15 protein-coding genes are annotated in these 16,499 nt (G+C 42.8%); 13 read left to right on the top strand and 2 right to left on the bottom strand.

Annotated features, from left to right (window positions below):
- Positions 1-86: 86 nt before the first annotated feature.
- Complete coding sequence (locus tag KGF65_RS06045) at positions 87-998, bottom strand: lipoate--protein ligase family protein (protein ID WP_216748139.1); 912 nt, start codon at positions 996-998, stop codon at positions 87-89.
- Positions 999-1,275: 277 nt separating this feature from the next.
- Between KGF65_RS06045 and KGF65_RS06040 the strand changes: the two genes are divergently transcribed.
- The 3 genes from KGF65_RS06040 to KGF65_RS06030 all read left to right on the top strand — a co-directional run bounded on the left by KGF65_RS06040 (position 1,276) and on the right by KGF65_RS06030 (position 4,157).
- A complete protein-coding gene (locus KGF65_RS06040) occupies positions 1,276-1,716 on the top strand; it encodes a DUF1934 domain-containing protein (protein ID WP_021336936.1) in 441 nt (146 codons plus the stop codon).
- A gap of 44 nt (positions 1,717-1,760) precedes the next feature.
- Entirely contained in the window at positions 1,761-2,369 is a 609-nt protein-coding gene (gene rpoE / locus KGF65_RS06035) for a DNA-directed RNA polymerase subunit delta (protein ID WP_003637659.1), read from the top strand.
- 174 nt (positions 2,370-2,543) lie between these two features.
- Positions 2,544-4,157 (top strand): CTP synthase, encoded by a 1,614-nt coding sequence (locus KGF65_RS06030; protein ID WP_101874088.1) that lies wholly within the window; start codon positions 2,544-2,546, stop codon positions 4,155-4,157.
- Between the two features lie 105 nt (positions 4,158-4,262).
- On the opposite strand, the gene KGF65_RS06025 is transcribed toward KGF65_RS06030, so the two are convergent.
- On the bottom strand, positions 4,263-5,132 hold the full coding sequence (locus KGF65_RS06025; protein ID WP_101874087.1) for a helix-turn-helix domain-containing protein: 870 nt from the start codon (positions 5,130-5,132) through the stop codon (positions 4,263-4,265).
- Between the two features lie 113 nt (positions 5,133-5,245).
- Here KGF65_RS06025 and KGF65_RS06020 point away from each other — a divergent pair, with 113 nt between their 5' ends.
- The 10 genes from KGF65_RS06020 (at position 5,246) to KGF65_RS05980 (ending at position 15,775) form a co-directional block, all read left to right on the top strand.
- Positions 5,246-5,872, top strand: coding sequence for an NAD(P)H-dependent oxidoreductase (locus KGF65_RS06020; protein ID WP_313819618.1), 627 nt, complete (start codon positions 5,246-5,248; stop codon positions 5,870-5,872).
- 7 nt (positions 5,873-5,879) lie between these two features.
- Complete coding sequence (locus KGF65_RS16985; RefSeq protein WP_216780043.1) at positions 5,880-6,719, top strand: MFS transporter; 840 nt, start codon at positions 5,880-5,882, stop codon at positions 6,717-6,719.
- Positions 6,685-7,098: an MFS transporter gene (locus tag KGF65_RS16980; RefSeq protein ID WP_216780044.1), complete on the top strand. Its 414-nt coding sequence runs from the start codon at positions 6,685-6,687 to the stop codon at positions 7,096-7,098. Before KGF65_RS16985 ends, KGF65_RS16980 begins: the two co-directional genes overlap by 35 nt.
- Positions 7,099-8,008: 910 nt before the next feature.
- Positions 8,009-8,845: a helix-turn-helix domain-containing protein gene (locus KGF65_RS06010; RefSeq protein ID WP_213472147.1), complete on the top strand. Its 837-nt coding sequence runs from the start codon at positions 8,009-8,011 to the stop codon at positions 8,843-8,845.
- A gap of 536 nt (positions 8,846-9,381) precedes the next feature.
- Entirely contained in the window at positions 9,382-10,653 is a 1,272-nt protein-coding gene (serS, locus tag KGF65_RS06005; protein WP_216748137.1) for a serine--tRNA ligase, read from the top strand.
- 352 nt (positions 10,654-11,005) lie between these two features.
- Complete coding sequence (locus KGF65_RS06000; RefSeq protein WP_050337729.1) at positions 11,006-12,286, top strand: aromatic amino acid transport family protein; 1,281 nt, start codon at positions 11,006-11,008, stop codon at positions 12,284-12,286.
- Positions 12,287-12,658: 372 nt separating this feature from the next.
- Positions 12,659-13,312 (top strand): L-serine ammonia-lyase, iron-sulfur-dependent subunit beta, encoded by a 654-nt coding sequence (sdaAB, locus tag KGF65_RS05995; protein ID WP_050337727.1) that lies wholly within the window; start codon positions 12,659-12,661, stop codon positions 13,310-13,312.
- 18 nt (positions 13,313-13,330) lie between these two features.
- Positions 13,331-14,230, top strand: a complete 900-nt coding sequence (gene sdaAA / locus KGF65_RS05990) for an L-serine ammonia-lyase, iron-sulfur-dependent, subunit alpha (protein ID WP_003637666.1) — start codon at positions 13,331-13,333, stop codon at positions 14,228-14,230.
- A gap of 150 nt (positions 14,231-14,380) precedes the next feature.
- Complete coding sequence (locus KGF65_RS05985; RefSeq protein WP_088770086.1) at positions 14,381-15,103, top strand: transcriptional regulator; 723 nt, start codon at positions 14,381-14,383, stop codon at positions 15,101-15,103.
- 477 nt (positions 15,104-15,580) lie between these two features.
- Positions 15,581-15,775: a hypothetical protein gene (locus tag KGF65_RS05980; protein ID WP_101874082.1), complete on the top strand. Its 195-nt coding sequence runs from the start codon at positions 15,581-15,583 to the stop codon at positions 15,773-15,775.
- Positions 15,776-16,499: the final 724 nt, after the last annotated feature.

Genomic DNA, 16,499 nt, shown 5'->3' with positions numbered 1-16,499 from the left:
GACTTGCGGTTGTTCGGACTTTCATTTTTTCAAGGGTTCATTTTTTTCAGTCGTTCAGTCTTTCATTTTTTCAAGGCTTCAAGGTTTCAATGATGCAAGCGCTGTTGGCGGCGTTGCATTTGGCGATAGGCCTGACTTAAATGGGCTTGAAATTCCGGCTCCTCGGTCACGAGCGGGAGACTAGTTGAATCGACCGTGCCGTCCTGGGCGAGTACATGAACGAATTGGGCCTGAGCTTGTTTGACCGTGTACGTGGGATCGAGTTGTTCCGCGACCGTCGTCATGACGTTCGGGTCGACGGTTGGAAAACGTGAATCTGACTTGCCGGCCAGACTAAGCTGATAAAATTGCTGAATCAGTTGGCTGCGCGCGGTCTGATTGCCATTGATGCTGGCGTATAGCATGATGACTAGCGCGTCGGCTGTTCGGCGTTGTGACATGCCAGCGATTTTACGGCCAGCAATGCTCAAGTCGTAATCGCCAGGACAATAGGATTGGGTGATTTCGCCGGTATCGATCTTGAGCGTCGGCCAGACTGCCCGCACGTAATCGACCATCAGTTGATAAGCTTCGGTAATCGAATAGCGGTCGCGTTCGGCGGGAAGCAACAGTGACACGTTCAGGACGCCGGGGTCGGCCACGACGGCTAAGCCCCCAGAGTTGCGTAGCATCACCTGATACCCAGCCTGGCGCAAGTAGGCGAGCCCAGCCGGTAACTGTGGCAAACGTTGGTCTAGTAAGCCGAGAATCACGGTTGGCTGCAGTTGCCAGAAGTGGACGATTGGCTGCTGTCGATTGGCGGTCAGCCAAAGTAAGGCGTTCGTATACGCAAAACTATCGAGCATCGCTGCCGGTTCATAGTTTTGACTCAAAGTTGCAATGGTTGGTTCTGTCACAAAGGTCACCCCGTTAGTCGCTATTACCAAGCAATGGGCGGCTGAACCGCCATCATTGCCCGTATCATTATTAATTATACTAGAAATGCAAAGCGGTTGCATTGGGTCGGTCCAATTGTTTTAGTTGATGACGGCTGGTGGGACCCCAGTACCCGGAGCTTGAGAGGCGTAACCCACGGGATGGCAGTCCGTTGAGGTGGTCATTGGGTGGATAAGGCGCTGAACCGTGGGCAGGATTTCTTAGGTTAATTCTTAGTTATTTCGGTGCGAATGGCTTATAATTGAACAGGAAGTTTTAGGATATAAAGGGACGATAACACGGTGATCCGCGACGGGCGCTTCAGCGTGTCATTTCAATTAAATAACGGGAGGTCCAAGTATGGATGATTTAACAACTGGCGTTCCAGTCGCCATTCATTTGGAGACGCGGGCGCGCCAAGATGGTGAGACGGCCAACTATGCGTTAGATGTTGATGGTCAACTGGTTCAAATGGGCGGCGCGTTTTATTTGCGCTACAAGGAAGTCAATGATGACGAGCCTGATCCGATTCCAGTGACCATCAAATTAGCGACGAATGGTGACGTGGTCTTAACTCGCAGTGCCGAGAATCGCTTGCGGTTACATTTTTCGAATGGCAAACGGGTGCGGGCCCACTACCAGACACCGATGGGCATGCTACCAGTTGAGACCGTGACGCCGATGTTACGGGTTCGGCTACGTGAGCGGCCATTTTCTGGTGAAGTGAATGTGGATTACGATTTATACGCCGGGGAACAACTACTTGGTAACTACAAGTTGCGATTGCAATTCACGGCTTAATTTGGTATGATGTACTATAAACTGTGGAAAGGACGTGCACCAGTTTGGAACTAAAACAATTTGATGGACAAAAAAAGTCCGAATTATCTTTAATCGAGGTTGCTCACGCAATCTTATCACAACATGGTGATGTGATGGCTTTTGCCGATTTGACCAACGCTGTGCAATCATATTTAGGTAAAAGCGACGAAGAAATTCGGGAGCGTTTATCACAATTTTATACCGATCTTAATATCGATGGTAGTTTCATTTCGCTCGGTGACAATATGTGGGGCCTGCGTGCATGGTACCCATTTGAATCCATTGACGAAGCTGTTATCCATACGGATGATGACGAAGATGAAGATCGGCCAAAGCGCAAGAAGCGTAAGAAGGTCAACGCCTTCTTGGCTGACGCCGGGGATGATGACGACGTGATCGATTATGATGACGACGATCCCGAAGATGACGACAATTATGATGACGATGATGATCAGGACGACGATGACGATGATTCAGCAAGCAGCAAGTATGATGAACTTGCTGGGGTTGATGACACGGATGACGACGTTGCTGATGAGACATTGCCAGATGGCATCGAAGGTCAATTATCAGAGTTAAATGACGATGATGATGACGACTACGATGACGAGGATGAAGACGAATCCAAATAAGCTTTTCAGGATTTTCCCTTGACGAAAGGTGAATCTCCTTGTATTATCTTATTTGGGCTCTCTGGTAGAAATACCTGAGACAAACGATCGGATTAAGCTCCCTATTTCTGTTTGAAATAGGGAGCTTTCTTTATTTATACCACCCCACGAAATAAATCTTTAAGGAGTTATCACATGACCAAATATATTTTTGTAACTGGTGGCGTTGTGTCATCCATTGGTAAAGGTATCGTCGCTGCTTCGTTAGGGCGTTTATTAAAGAACCGGGGCTTGAAGGTCACGATTCAAAAGTTTGATCCCTATATCAACGTTGATCCTGGTACGATGAGTCCTTATCAACACGGTGAAGTCTTCGTGACCGATGATGGGACCGAAACTGACTTAGACCTTGGACATTACGAACGATTTATTGATATTAACCTTAATAAATACTCAAATGTCACGACCGGTAAGATTTATTCTGAAGTTCTTCAAAAGGAACGGCGGGGCGACTATTTAGGGGCAACGGTACAAGTCATTCCACATATTACGAATGCTATTAAGGAAAAAATCATGCGGGCTGGTACGACGACGGATTCCGATATCGTGATTACTGAAATCGGTGGGACGGTCGGTGATATCGAATCCTTGCCATTTATCGAAGCATTACGGCAGATGAAGAGCGACCTGGGCTCTGACAACGTCTTCTACATTCACACGACGCTGATTCCATATTTACGAGCAGCTGGTGAAATGAAGACGAAGCCAACGCAACATTCTGTTAAAGAATTGCGGAGCTACGGGATTCAACCAAACATGCTGGTCGTGCGGACGGAACAACCAATCACCCGCGAAATGCGGAACAAGATTGCGTCTTTCTGTGACGTTGAACCGGAAGCAGTCATCGAATCCTTAGACGTGAAGACGATTTATTCGATTCCGTTGAATGTGCAGAAGCAAAACATGGATCAAATCGTCTTAGACCACTTTGGCGTACAAGCACCAAAGGCCGACATGAGCGACTGGGTCGAATTAGAACACCACGTTCAAAACTTATCACGGACGATTAAAATCGCATTGGTCGGGAAGTATGTGGCCTTACAAGATGCTTATATCTCAGTGACTGAAGCTTTGAAGCATGCGGGATATACGGATGACGCTGACATTGATTTGAAGAAGATCTCAGCTGAAGACGTCACACCTGACAACGTCGAAGAATTATTAGGCGATGCGGATGGAATTTTAGTTCCTGGTGGTTTCGGTGATCGTGGGATTGAAGGTAAGATTACGGCCATCAAGTACGCCCGTGAAAACGACGTGCCATTCTTAGGCATCTGCCTGGGGATGCAAATGGCCAGTGTTGAATTTGCCCGCAACGTCCTTGGCTTGAAAGATGCGAACTCCGCTGAAATCGATCCAAACACGCCAGATAACATTATTGATTTAATGGCAGACCAAGAAGACGTTGAAGACATGGGTGGGACCCAACGTTTGGGTGCTTATCCTTGCAAGTTGAAGCCTGGTACCGTTGCAGCCAAGGCTTACCATAACGAAGAAGTCGTCATGGAACGGCATCGTCACCGTTATGAATTCAACAACAAGTATCGTGAAGCGATGGCTGCTAAGGGCATGGTCTTCTCTGGAACTTCACCTGACAACCGTCTCGTAGAAGTGATTGAATTACCAGACAAGCGCTTCTTCGTTGCCTCACAATACCATCCTGAATTCCTATCACGTCCTAACCGTCCAGAAGGGTTATTCAAGGCATTCATCGATGCTGCTAACCAGACTGGTAAGGTTAAGGCATAAATTCGAAATATAAGTGTTGTCAAAAACGCGTACTAGCTGGAATGGCTGGTACGCGTTTTTGCGTGGTGATGGGGTTGATTGGAGCGACGATTTTCCGTTTAATCACTAAGCGATGGATTGCTTACCCGAAGACAGTAATCTATCCCGTAAATTTTCAAGCATTTCAGCGTGCTCAGAAAAACCGAGTTCTTTAAAATGACTGATCGTACTATCAACGTTCGCATTAGCGCCCTTAATTTGTTTGAGAAGTGCTAGGTAATAAGCACACATCATTCTGTCATAAGCTTTACGAGGTGTTTTCTCGGATATTTGATAAAGCTGTTGAATATAGAAACGTGCATTTTGGTAATTCTTTCTTTCGAGTGCCAGTACGATGCAATTATTGAGAAAAATGGAAATGTCATTTTGATAAGTATCAATTTTGCTGAGAATCTTAGTTCTTTTCAATAGGATTGTAAAAGTGGCTCGAATATACTCACTGGTGAAAATGTATAGACAGTTAGCAAAGATAGACATCTCAAAATGTCCCCATTGCGTAACCCGTTCCAAATATTTTTTGATAATCTCTGTATCTTCCCTGACGTCAAAGACAGTTTTATCCTTCTTTTTATTCAAGAAGAGTTTTAGCTCAATAGACAAACAGCAGTAATAAAAATCCTTAGAATCTTTATATTTAGACTGATAATCTAAAATCCGTTGTTCTATTTCAATATCACGTTTTTTCACAATATTATCGTAAAAGTATTTGGTTGCTAGTTCCTTTTCGGTGTTAGAACTGTCGTTGAAATAAAATAGATATTCCTGAATGGATACATTTAAACGATCCAAATAGCTAAAAAGGGTATTTATATTAACATCAGTTTTATTGTTTTCTAATGTGGAAAGGGTAGTGCGACTAGAAATTCCTTCTGCTAATTGTGCCTGAGTTAGGCCGCGTTCTTTTCGTAATCTTCTGATTAGTTGCCCATGTGTCAAGCTAAATCCCCCCTTTTGACGAATTGTTGTACACAATCATACAACATCGAAAAACGATTGTAAAATGAGCTTATCGCATTAAATGACGGTGAGTAATTTATTAATTATTTGGCATACTCGTCATTATTTTAAAGTCATTTACGGAGGGGATTAATATCGATACGAAAAAAGTTCTGTTAATTAGTGCCTCAACTCATGTGCCTTCAAATTCAACGCTTTTAGCTAAATTAGTATTAAAGGGGCTAGTGCATCAGGAAGTAAACCTAAATGATGTAAAAATATTTGATGTTCAAGATTTTCGCTTTGCGCCAAACTGGCCACGACAGAATGATGATTATTACGGCATAATCGAACAATTGAAAGAGGCAAAAATTATTGTTTTCGCAACTCCGATATATTGGTACGGAATTCCTGCCATCCTCAAAAGCTTCATCGACAGATGGTCAAAAAGTCTAAAAGTTGACACTAATTTTCGTGAAGCGATGCAAGGTAAGAAAATTGTTTTGATTATTGTCGGCGGTGATGACCCGGTGGTAAAAGGCCAAGTTATTATTGATCAGTTTAAGTATATCTGCGAATTTTTAGGCATGAAATTAATTGTAAGTGTTGTTGGAGAAGCTAATCGACCAGATACAATCTCTAATGATCCTAATGCGTTATACGAGGCAAAAAGAGCAAACATCATATTAAAAAATTTGCCTGACGTAAAAACGCAAGTATCAAAGTTCTTGAAAGGATGACTTTACAATGAATATAACGAATCTTTTAGGTAGAAGAGAATTTCGTAACTTCTTTCTGGCCGATATAATTTCTGGATTTGGTGTCGGGCTGACGACTGTCGGGGCAAATTGGTACATGCTACAAGCGACGCATTCAAACAAATTAGTTGGCATGTACCTAACCGTGAATGTGTTGGCTGGCTTTTTGATGTCACCATTAGCTGGTAGCTTGACGGATAAGTTTTCACGTAAACAAGTGATACTTTGGACCTTTTTAGGTAGAGCGGTACCTATGAGTTTGATTGCATTAGTAATTGGATACGCTGGCTTTAATCTATGGGCAATGTACGGGCTTGCGATTTTAACAGGAGCCGGATGGATTACCTATATGGCTGCCTCCAGAAGATATGTACAAGCTGTACTACCAGAAGAACTGTTAGGAACAGCCAATTCATTCATTGAAGTGTCATTGCAAGTTGGCATGTTTGCCGCTGGTGCTATCTCGGGAATTATTTTGAATTACACTGGATTTATGATCATTCTAGTTATCAATATTATTATGTTTGTGGCAGCAGTCTTATTAGTAGCAGCCATTAAGGCAGACTCACCTGTTAATAAAGGGGTAAATGAAGAATCAGCCGGATTTTCCAATGGTCTAGCGTATATTTGGAAGCACAAGTCAATCTTAAGTATGGGAATTATTTCAATTTTACCTTTAATAGTCACGCAGCTTTTTAACGTTTCATCACCAGATTACGTGTCAACAGTTTTAAGAGCCAATAGTGTGGTATATGGGTTTGCAGATATGGGATATGGGATATGGAGTCGGAGGATTGGCTGCTGGATTAATCACCGGATACTTGATTAATCACTTTAAAAATAAGAATATCATTGTTTTTTTCTTTACTTTAGCTACTATAGGACTTTTGACATTATATTGGACACATGTTATTCCCTTGACCTATGTTTGTACGTTCAGCCTTGGCTTGAGTAACTCAGCACTTCGAGTGGTTATTAATACAGTGCTAATGCATCGAGTGGACAAGAAATTTATGGGTAGAGCAACATCTATTTGGAATGGCACCGCTCAATTAATTGAAGTATTTGCATCGACCTTAATGGGAGTCGCTAATGATAAATTTGGGGCTAACATTGGTTTTCTGTGGATGGCCGTGATTATGCTAATTGGCGCTGTGTGGAGCTTTATCATGTTAAATACAACAAAGTTGAGGAGTAAGCAAGTATGAAGAAAGACAATTTTCCAAAGGTACATACAGTTGGCCTTCATTTGTGACCTGTATTTTTGGACAAAGATTGTCTTTTATCTAGTAACCAATATATGACCGTAACTATGGCGAACATTCCCAACAACAAACAAATATTAAATACCGTTGCATACCAGTATGTTCCTGTATAGCCAAATTGTATTATGGTTGAGGTTGCGCTTTTATTTTGAGCCTTAACATATAATGAGTCCCAAAAAAATCTGCGATAACCCTCATGATTGATACTGAATAAATTAATGATGAAAACTATGAGTGCACTAGCAACATCAACTATTAGTGTTGCCAAGGCTGCAATGAATACCTATTTAGATACCTTAACGTTCTAATATGAAAACGTGACATACCAATCGTTGCCTTGAGGTCGTCAGATGGCTGATTGAAAGTCAATTTTTTGACTTGATACGATATCTAGTATTGAGAACAATCTTGACTATCGTATGACTGGATTTCACCTAAGATTTGAGACAGTTATTTAGCGCATAGTTTGAGTTTCTTTGACTTTGCTACGAGCTAATCTCATGTGTTTCCCGAAATTGTTAATTGATAATTCTAATATAATTCAAACTTAAGTGTTACTGTGTCAAATGTGCAATATGCGCACAATAAATTAAAATCAAATTAAAATGTTGAAATTAGACGGAAAGCCCCACAAGATATTGAGTTCCATTTGAAGCAACTTGAATGAAGTAGCGTAAAATTATTATCCTTGTAGTCACGTAATAATGCGTATTCTATCTAAATAATACAGATTAAAGCCAAACTTAATTTAACGCTTTCTACTGAGTTGTTAACTTATGATGGTAATTTACAAGCTATCAGTACTTTGTCGCTTATCCCTCCCTTGCATAGACAGAAAGGTATGATAATAACCATGGAATTTGGCACCGTCCTTGCAATGCTTCGTAAAAATAGGGGCTTAACGCAAACAGAATTAGCTGATGGAATTACCACACGGCGTGCAATAAGTGAAATTGAGCACGGTAAACAAAATATTACGTATTTAGACATGATTAGGATTATCGAAAGATTAGGTGTGTCTGTCACTGACTTTGAAGATTATCGTAATGACCATCAATTGCCGCCTGATCAAGCACTGATCGTAGACTTCGAACATCTATCTGATACATCTCAATCGGAGCAAATCAAATTGCTGCTGCGTCGTGCTGAAAAGCTGAATGAAACCTCACAGCTTCGTTATGTTCATCAGTTAATTCCAATTTTAAATGCGCTTCTCCATGTTGATTGCGTTCAACAAGAACAGCTAACACAGCTGGTTAAACCTGTTTGGAATGAACTATGCGTTCTTAAAGAATGGAATCGGACGGATTTATTTATCATAAATAATTTACTCTATATTTTTGATCCGCAAACTGCTCAGAAAGTTGGTAAAAAGGTCATCAAGCGCCTCGAGCACTATGCGCCAGATGACCTGCTACTTAAAAATGCAATTTACGTAAATCTTGGCTATTTAGGGATGAAACATCCTGATACATTAAGCAAAAAAACAATTGTACAGTATCTAACAACTAGTATTAAAATTGCGAAAGATGCGCACCGTTATGATTTACATCTTCTCAGTAGAATTCGATTGGCGGTATTCGAATGCAAATATGCCGAAGCACGTAAACTTTGTCACCTACTAGAATTAATTGGTGCAGATAACATTGCACGCATTGCTTATGAAGACTTTCCAATTCTTGGCAACTAGCGCTTCATGGGGATACGATGTACGTAGTTGAATATTGGTAAGTGATAAAAATGCGTACGGGCTAAAATTGCTGGTGCGCATTTTTTAATTGTGGTTAGGTGGCTATCGCAGTTAATGAATAGATTTACTCCTTTGGTACCTTAGCGATGGTCATTCTAATTCGTTAATCCCCATTTCAAGCCCCAGCGAAATAATTAAAACCACAATAAATGATTATCTCAATAATAGAAAAATAAAATGATGATAAAAAGCTATTGACAATGATTCAAGTGAGGGTTAAATTATAGGTGTAAAATGAAAGCGCAAACATAATGGGTTAGTAGTTCGTTTGGTTATTCAGAGAGCCAATGGGTGCTGAAAGTTGGTTAACCGGACGGGTGAATCCGCCATTTAGCGTTTGACCTCGTTTTTAAGAGGTCGCGGTGAGACGATATACTCGTAGAGCAGTAAGTTGGGTGGTACCACGTTGGTAATGACGTCCCATAGTCTTTTTGATGAAGACTATGGGGCGTTTTAATTTTAAGGAGGTTTTTCGTATGTTAAATCCAAAGTTTGTTCGTAATAACCCAGAACTGGTTAAGGCTAAGCTCCAGACTCGAAAGGTTGATCCAGCTGAGGTCGATGAATATCTACAGCTAGATCAACAAAACCGCGATGCGATTACTAAGGTTGAAGGTTTGAAGAAACAAAAGAATCAATTGACGGAACAAATTGGTCAAAGTGATCCGCAGTCCGAAGCGGGTCAAGCGCTGATTCAACAAGTCAAGCAATTGAATGGGGACATTAAGAGCACTGAAGCAGCCCAAACAGAAGTCAATGACCGTTTGCATTACTTAGCCATCCGCTTCCCAAACTTGCCCGCTGACGATGTACCAGTTGGTCCGGATGAAGATAGCAATGTTGAAATGCGCAAACACGGTGAGATTCCAACTTTCGATTTTAAACCCAAAGCGCATTGGAAATTAGGCGAAAGTTTAGGAATTCTAGACTTTGACCGGGCTGCGAAGGTTTCAGGGGCACGCTTTGTTTACTATAAGGATGCCGGCGCACTCCTGGAACGGGCCGTCTATAGCTTTATGCTAGATCTGCATACGCAAAAGCAAGGCTATCATGAGATTATCCCGCCATACCTGGTGAACGCACAGACGATGTATGGGACTGGGCAATTTCCTAAGTTCAAGGAAGATGTCTACACGGTGGAATCTTCTGGCATGACACTGATTCCAACCGCTGAAGTCCCGCTCACGAACTACTACGCCAATGAAATCTTATCTGAGGATCAGCTCCCAACCTACTTTACCGCGATGACGCCATGTTATCGGTCTGAAGCCGGGAGCGCAGGTCGGGATACGCGTGGCTTGATTCGTATGCACCAATTTCACAAAGTTGAGATGGTGAAGTACTGTAAGCCTGAAAATTCATACGATGAACTCGAAAAATTAACCGATAATGCCGAAGAAGTCTTACGTGAATTAGGATTGGCCTATCACGTCATCAAGCTTTCAACGGGTGATACTGGTTTTTCATCAGCGAAGACCTACGATGTTGAAGTGTGGATGCCGGAACAGGGTGTTTATCGGGAAATCAACTCATGTTCTAACTGCTTAGATTTCCAAGCACGGCGCGCGATGATTCGGTACCGGAAAGCTGATGGGACGGTCGATTACGTCCACACGCTGAATGGTTCGGGGCTTGCTGTGGGCCGGACCGTGGCGGCAATTTTGGAAAATTACCAACAAGCGGATGGCACGGTTAAGATTCCTAAGGTGCTCCAACCTTACATGCATGGCATGACAGAGATAAAATAAAATTATTATGAGAATAAATTATTATCCAAATAATCCAGTTGAATGTTAAACTTAATATCACTAGGATTGAGATGGATACAGGCTAGATCTGTTATGCTAATCTCAATCCTTTTTAATTTGATATCAATAATATTTAATCTTGCTAATTAAACTCACATGAACGATAATTGTCACCGTGATAATATTTTCTCATGAAGAAAGGGTTTTCACGGCTCTAAAGTGATACTTATCACAAAGTACCGTTTTACGGCGAGTTGCGACGTTAAATCTAATAGGAGGGTTTATTCATGCAGGCTATGTTTGGACATTCTCTGGTGTGACCAGAACAACGTTATGAAAAGGAGACTTAAAAATGACAAATATATTTAAGGGTTGGCGAAAAAATGATATTTTTTGGATGCTGAGTCTGTTCGGTACCGCGATTGGGGCGGGCGTGTTATTCTTACCTATCGGGGTTGGTGCAGCAGGTATTCTGGGTGTCATCATGATACTTATTTTGGCTTTGCCGACTACGTTTTTCGCTCACAGGGGTCTGAGTCGGTTCGTTCTGTCAGCGAAAAATGATGGCGATGACATTACTGATGTTGTTGAACAACAGTTTGGCTTTAAGATTGGCTTGCTTTTTACCATTATTTATTTCTTCTCCATTTATCCGATCTTATTAGTTTATTCCGTTTCTATCACGAATACGGTATCGAAATTTATGACCGACCAGATGCACATGCAAACACCACCTCGTTGGTTGTTGTCACTAGTACTCGTTGGGATTCTTATCGGGATCGCGCGCTTTGGGACGTCTTTGATTACTAAAGTGATGAGTGGCCTGGCCTTTCCGTTTATTATTGTAATTGTTCTGTTTTCCTTCTATCTGATTCCACATTGGAATGGCGCCATTCTTTCAACATTTTCCAGTTCTGTCTCTGGCGGACATTTGGTTGGGACGTTAGGAAATCTGTGGTTACTGATTCCTGTCATGATCTTTTCATTTAACCATTCCCCAATCATCTCTTCGTTTTCCGTTGCCGAACGTAAAGAATACAGTGGGGACGGTAAGGATAAAGTCGATAAAAAGATTTCCAAAATTCTATTGTCGGCCGAAACCTTGATGGTCGTGGTTGCGATGTTCTTTGTCATTAGTTGTACACTGGCGCTGACGCCAGACCAAATCGTTGAAGCTAAAAATGAAAATGTCTCGATTCTGGACTACGTTGCGACTGCTTTTAATAGTCCAATTATTAAATACGTTTCTCCCGTAATTGCCTTTATTGCGATCGCCAAGTCCTTTTTAGGCCATTATCTCGGAACGAGTGAAGGCTTACGTGGGATTATTCGTAAGATGGAGGAAAAATCCGACAAGACGCTTCCAAGTCGAACCGTTTCAGCAATTGTTGATATCGTTCTGTTACTAAGTGCCTGGCTCGTTGCTTGGATCAACCCATCCATTATGGGAATGATTGAAACCATCATTGGACCAATCATTGCGTTTATCCTGTTCTTGATGCCAATGTATGCGATTCATAAGAGTCCTAAGTTACAGCAATATGCCGGCAAACACAGTAATGTCTTTGTTGTGGTCATTGGCTTGATCGCAGTTAGTGGTATCCTGTTCAATATCATCAAATTGTTCGTTTAGTAATCTGACTAAAATACGGGCTAAATTCAGATTGGTTAATATTATTGAAGCCAGTTTTTGTCACCAATCTCGGTGCTAGTGCTCGTAACGAGAGGCTCATGACGGTGTTGGGGGTTCCGTGAGACACGCGAATCGAATGGCCATATCGACGGCTGGATTAATCATAACGGCGGGATTAACCCAGAAATGAAAGCTTTGATGGCAGCGGCTTGGTGCTTTCTCATCAGGATAATTTTGGTGCTTGCTTGTGCCGTAACTGTAAGCTTCATCAAGTTTCAAAACGGTGCACTGACGATGAAGGCGCAGCGAAGCGCTAGTTGCGCGTGCCAAAGCTTAATTTGACGTGATGATTCAACTAGGAGGATGACTAAAATGACGGTGAACTACAAGAGTGTTTTTGATATTATTGGTCCGATTATGATTGGCCCATCCAGTTCGCATACGGCGGGGGCTTGTGCGATCGGTCGAGCAGCAAATAGCATTTTTAAGGAGAAGCCGACAGATATCGTAATTCATTACTATGAATCCTTTGCCCAAACTCACAAGGGCCATGGGACGGATTATGCGATTATTAGCGGAATTCTGGGCTTTGATCCGGACGACAGCCGGGTACCGTATGCCATTGGCTTAGCGCGAGACCAGGGGATGAATATTACGTTTATTGAAGAGCCTGGCGACAGTCCCATCAATCACCCGAACACCGCCATCATTGACTTAAAGAATGATGATAAACAGGTAACGGTCGCCGGATGTTCGATTGGCGGTGGGACGATTGAAATTCGTGAGATTAAGATGGATGGTTTTGATGTCAAACCGAAAGGCCCGCTGCCAATTTTATTAGTTCAGGGCGGCGAGAATGACCATCAACATGTCACCAAACAGTTGGCTGACTTGACTAAAGTGAATGACCAACGGCACTATAAGACGGACCGCGGCAATTTATACGAATACGACTTGGATCGCCGCCTCAAGCAGGATGAAATCAAGAAACTAACGCAGGAACACGCGAACTTAGTTTACTTATAATCGGGGAGGTTAATGATCATGTATATGAGCGTAGCGGAACTAGTTACAGCGGCCCAAGAAACGAAGAAGCCAATCTATGAATTAATGATTGAACAAGAGATGGCAACCTCACAGGTGAGTCGCGAAGAAATCTGGCACACGATGGGCCGGAATCTAGATGTCATGGAAGCTGCCGTTAATAAAGGCGCTGCCGGTGATGGCGTCTACTCGACGACTGGTTTAACTGGTGGTGAAGCGGTGCTCTTGAAGAAGTATCGCCAAAAAGGGCACACCTTATCAGGGGATACGATGATGCAAGCTGTTCAAAACGCCATTTCAACCAATGAAGTTAACGCCTCGATGGGTGTCGTTTGTGCGACCCCCACGGCTGGATCGACGGGGACGTTGCCAGGTGTGATCTTTACGTTGAAGGATCGCATGAACTTGAATCGTGATCAGATGATTCAATTTCTGTTTACAGCCGGGGCTTTTGGGATGGTCATTGCGAATAATGCCGGGATTGCTGGTGCGACTGGTGGTTGCCAAGCCGAAGTGGGTAGTGCGTCTGCGATGGGTGCGGCCGCAGCGGTCGAATTGGCTGGCGGCACACCCGAACAAAGTGCAGAGGCTTTGGCGATGGCAATCAGCAACTTGCTAGGCTTAGTCTGTGATCCCGTTGCTGGACTCGTTGAATTGCCTTGCGTTAAACGGAATGCGATCGGGGTCGGGAATGCCTTGATTGCGGCCGATATGGCGCTAGCCGGATGCACGAACAAAATTCCGGCGGATGAAGTCATTGCGGCTATGGATAAAGTCGGTAAGGGCTTGCCAAAAGCACTACGGGAGACTGGTTTGGGTGGCTTAGCGGCGACACCAACTGGTATTCGGATGAAAGAGAAGATTTTTGGCCGCTCGACTAATTCACAAGTTCATGCATAAAAGTTTCGTGGAAAGATGATGGGCTGACGACAAACGCTATCATCTTTTTTATTTCAATATTGATATGGTGACGTGTATTAACGTTTTATCAGTGTGATAAAATAATATTAAGTTATAATGTTGACAAAAAATAGTGAGGTGGGTGCCGTTATGCAAAAACCATTAACAGCTGAGCAAGAATACGTCCGCGAATTTATTCCGTTCGTTGATTTTTTAGCCGATATCTTAGGCCCAAGTAGTGAAGTTGTCTTGAACGATTTGATGGATTTGAATCACTCCGTTGTGGCGATTCGCAATTCTCACATCTCGCATCGACAAGTTGGTGACCCCGCAACGGACTTAGCGCTGCGAACGATGAAAGCCGGCAAAGCTGAAAAACGAGACTATCTGGCTAATTATAAGGGCGTTTCACAAGGTAAGCACTCACTGCGTTCATCGACTTATTTTTTGCGGTTGGATGGCGAAATTGTTGGGATGATTTGCATCAATACGGATGACAGTGTCTTAGACGACTTGCAAGAACAAGTGCTGAAGGTGATGGCAAGCTACAAACACTTGAATACGCCGACGATTCATCAACCTAAGGGCGCCCCAGCGACCGAGACGGCCCACGACACACCGGTAGCGCCAGAGCATCTGACGACTTCTATCACAGATTTGGCCCGCGAAGTGACACAGGCGGTCTGTGCCAAGTATGGTGTTTCCGTAGAATATTTAAAGCAAAACGAAAAGCTAGAAATTGTCCGTAGCTTGTATCACCAAGGCTACTTCCTGTTGAAAGATTCGGTTAGCGAGGCCGCTAAAGTCCTCAAAGTGTCTGACCCGAGTGTTTATCGTTATTTACAGACCGTCAAGGATGAGGATTTACAGTAGAATTGAACGGCATAATTGTAAGCGATTCATTACGGGTGGATTAAACTAAGCCTCCTGACGTGATTGGATTTACGGGTTGATGGCAAGTTTTGAAGTCCAAAATTTTCAAGTAACTAGGTCGGCGTTATTAAGACCCGAATCGCCATAATCAGTTAAAATGCATCAGCTAACACAGTATATGTGGTATTGGTTGATGCATTTTAACTGATTTTTTTGAACTGTGCTAGTTCATTTGGCATGAGCGATGACTAGAGCGTCTCAATTGTTTGGATTACGGGTCATCAGCTTGGTTATCAACTGATTATTATGATAATAAATCTCATGCATTTCTCATTAGTTGAAATCGAGTTGAAAGGCTGATGTATCAGGAACTAAGCCGATTTTTGGTCAGTTATAAAAGATTATCAAATCGTATCAGACGTCCTTGGCTAGTGTATTATGTGGTATTATGATGAATAAATAAATGGAGGTGATTCGATGTTGACACCGAACGAAATTCGACGCCGTTTACGACGTGATTTATTTACAATTGCCGAAGCTTATCAGATTGGCTTTGAGAATCGCTTGTATACGGAGACCGAGTATGAGCACTTAAAGCAGACGTTATTGCAATTGCGGGAACTGAATATGGCGCCGCAGCATGTTGAACAGCTGCTCGCGATTAACGGCTAATATGGTGTGACTAATTAAATAAGGAAGTGATTTGACATGAATGCTGATAGTCCATCAGGTTCAATCCAGTCCAGAACGTGCTAATGCCAGTGAAACCCATCACCAGCATTAGCACTTTTTTAGTGTCTGTAACTCAGCATTCGGTAGTCAATGTTGAAGTGTGGGCAATGCCAGTCAACTACTAAATTGCAGCATGATACGCGTTGGGCTAGTTATTCTTAAGCATTAAGGATGATTAAATCATGCCAGTTGGAGGATTCCTGTTCGTCAGCCGATGCGCGCCTTATTCCGACTTCCAGGGCCGGCTGACAACGCTGGAACAGGGCGGACATCGATTTGAACTCACGCAGAAGCCCACTGCGCAATTTCAAATACGAGTCTTCTTCTAAGCCGGAAGAAAAACACTTCCAGCTAAGAATAATTTGGCTACTGAGCATTGTCAGCCAGCCTCTACAGTCGGGAAGCCACTCGAATGGCAGATGAACGGCCGCCTATCTGGGTGCAATTGACCACTCAATATTTGGTGGCTGGTCATTCAAGCAAACTGTGAATCTATATTGATGATGCTTATTTACCGGTAAGGTTGTCTGAAGATTACTGATTAATTCAGATTTACGATGAGATGATAAAATAGCCACTTGTGGTGAATCTAGGCCTTTAGCAGCTATATCGACGAGAGGAAGTTCTGTCAATGTTCAGTGATGCGAACTAAAGATACAGGTAG

The organism is Lactiplantibacillus sp. 30.2.29, assembly GCF_018991255.1.
GTDB lineage: Bacteria > Bacillota > Bacilli > Lactobacillales > Lactobacillaceae > Lactiplantibacillus > Lactiplantibacillus pentosus.
This window is presented reverse-complemented; position numbering and strand designations above follow the sequence as displayed.